This is a genomic window from Mesorhizobium sp. M7A.F.Ca.MR.362.00.0.0, from assembly GCF_004023175.1.
Taxonomy (GTDB): Bacteria; Pseudomonadota; Alphaproteobacteria; order Rhizobiales; family Rhizobiaceae; genus Mesorhizobium.
This window is the reverse complement of sequence record NZ_RZTF01000632.1, coordinates 1-2,274: the sequence shown is the minus strand read 5'-3', so window position 1 is coordinate 2,274 and position 2,274 is coordinate 1. Positions and strand designations below refer to the sequence as shown.

Genomic DNA, 2,274 nt, shown 5'->3' with positions numbered 1-2,274 from the left:
CGGCTATGCTGAGCTCGAAACGATCTATCGCCAGCGCGAGGACTGGATGCGTAAGGCCTCCCTCGATCTGGCGCGCGGCCGTGTCGACCAGGCGCTTGCCGCTTATCGCTCGCAGGGCAGGGTGCTCGGTTCGGAGCTGAAGGCTGAGGCTGTCGAGAACCTGGTCGCCGATTGGAACCGCGACTACGATCCGGCGAAGTCCACGCTGATTCTCGCGCATCTGCGCCGCGACGTGCGCATGCTCAACGAGCTCGCGCGCAAGAAGCTGGTTGAGCGCAGCATCCTCAGTGCGGGCCACGGTTTCAGGACCGCCGACGGCATCCGCCATTTCGGAGCCGGCGACCAGATCGTCTTCCTGAAAAACGAGGGCTCGCTCGGCGTGAAGAACGGCATGATCGGCCGCGTCGTCGAAGCCGCGCCGAACCGTATCGTGGTCATGGTCGGGGAGGGCGATCAGCGCCGCCAGGTGACGGTCGAGCAGCGTTTCTACAACAACCTTGACCATGGCTATGCCACCACCATTCACAAGTCCCAGGGTGCCACCGTCGATCGGGTGAAGGTGCTCGCCTCCCTGTCGCTCGATCGCCATTTGACCTATGTCGCGATGTCCCGTCACCGCGAGGATCTGCACCTCTATTATGGCCGCCGCTCCTTCGCCTTCAATGGCGGTCTGTCGAAAATCCTGTCGCGTCGGAACGCTAAGGAAACCACTCTCGATTACGATCGCGGCACGCTCTACCGCCAGGCGCTTCGCTTCGCCGAGAACCGCGGCCTCCACATTGTCCAGGTCGCCCGAACGATGCTGCGTGACCGGCTTGACTGGACGCTGCGCCAGGGATCGAGGCTCGCCGATCTGGCGATCCGCCTTCGTGCGGCCGGCGAGCGCCTCGGCCTGCTGCAAACTCCGACAATGCGAACGAAAAAGGAGTCCCGCCCGATGGTTGCCGGCGTGAAGCTGTTCCCGATACCCTTAAGCGACGCCGTCGAGCAGAAGCTCGCGGACGATCCCGCCCTCAAGAAACAGTGGGAGGAGGTCTCGACGCGATTCCGTTACGTCTTCGCCGATCCCGAGACCGCCTTCCGGACGATGAACTTCGACGCGGTCCTTGCCGACAGACAAGCGGCATCGCAGACGCTTCAGAAACTCACTATAAATCCGGTATCGATCGGCTCGCTCAACGGCAAGACCGGTCTTCTCGCCAGCAAAGCCGACCGCGAAGCCCGCCGCGTCGCCGACGTCAACGTGCCGGCGCTGAAGCACGACATCGAGCGCTATCTTCAGATGCGTGAGAGCGCCCTGCAGCGGATCGAGGGCGAGGAGAAGACGCTGCGGCAGCGTGTGTCGATCGACATTCCGGCGCTGTCGCCTGCCGCGCGGAGCGTGCTGGAACGGGTGCGCGACGCGATCGACCGCAACGATCTTCCCGCAGCCCTGGGATACGTGCTCAGCAATCGCGAGGCCAAACTCGAGGTGGACGGATTCAACAAGGCGGTGGCGGAAACGGTTCGGCGAACGCACGCTGCTGACCAACGCCGCGCGCAATCCGGCAGGTCAGCTCTTCGACAAGCTCGCCGAAGGGCTCCAGCCCCAGGAAAAGGAACGGCTGAAGGAGGCATGGCCGGTGATGCGAACCGCGCAGCAGCTCGCGGCACGCGAGCGCACTGCCGCAACGCTGAAGCAGGCCGACGACTTGGCGCTCTCGCAGCGCCAGACCCCGGTGATGAAGCAATGACGGGGCGCGGTGTCACGGTGTTCCTTGCCGCGACCGGCAGCGTCGTCGGTGCTCTTGCAGTGATCGGTTTTATCGGCGGCTTTCGACTGAATCTCACGCCGAGCGAGCCGCTCGGTATCTGGCGCATCGAGACGCTTCATCGACCCGCCATTGTCGGGGATCTCGTGTTCATCTGCCCTCCGGCCGAGGCGCAGTTCGAGAAAGCACGGCAGCGCGGTTATCTCCGGCGCGGCGTCTGCGCCGGCGGCTTTGCCCCGCTCATCAAGAGTGTCGCAGCACTCCCCGGCCAGCGCGTCGACATCGACAAGGATGTCGAGATCGACGGCGAGGTGCTTGGCTCGTCCCGGGTCCGCAAGACGGACGGGGAGGGCCGGGCGGTCGATCCCTATCCCGGAGGCACCGTGCCGCCGGGCCATCTCTATCTCCACTCATCCTTTGCGAGCTCCTATGACTCCCGATATTTTGGACCGGTACCGGATAGCGGCCTTCTCGGCCTCGCCCGGCCGGTCGTCTCCTTCGATCCGTAACCGCTGGCGTGGGC

Annotated in this window: 1 protein-coding gene and 1 pseudogene; both read left to right on the top strand. The window is 64.6% G+C overall.

Annotated elements, in window-relative coordinates; all coding sequences use genetic code 11:
• Positions 1-1,733: pseudogene (locus tag EOC06_RS36205) on the top strand (BID domain-containing protein); the annotation flags it as partial.
• Positions 1,730-2,260 carry a conjugative transfer signal peptidase TraF gene (gene traF / locus EOC06_RS36200; RefSeq protein WP_095482581.1) on the top strand — a complete coding sequence of 177 codons (531 nt, stop codon included), beginning with the start codon at positions 1,730-1,732 and terminating at the stop codon, positions 2,258-2,260. The pseudogene EOC06_RS36205 and the gene traF, both read left to right, overlap by 4 nt.
• The last annotated feature ends 14 nt before the right edge of the window (positions 2,261-2,274 follow it).

Coding starts and splice junctions, on each gene's coding strand:
- traF (WP_095482581.1), top strand. CDS start 1,730: ATGACGGGGCGCGGTGTCACGGTGTTCCTTGCCGCGACCGGCAGCGTC.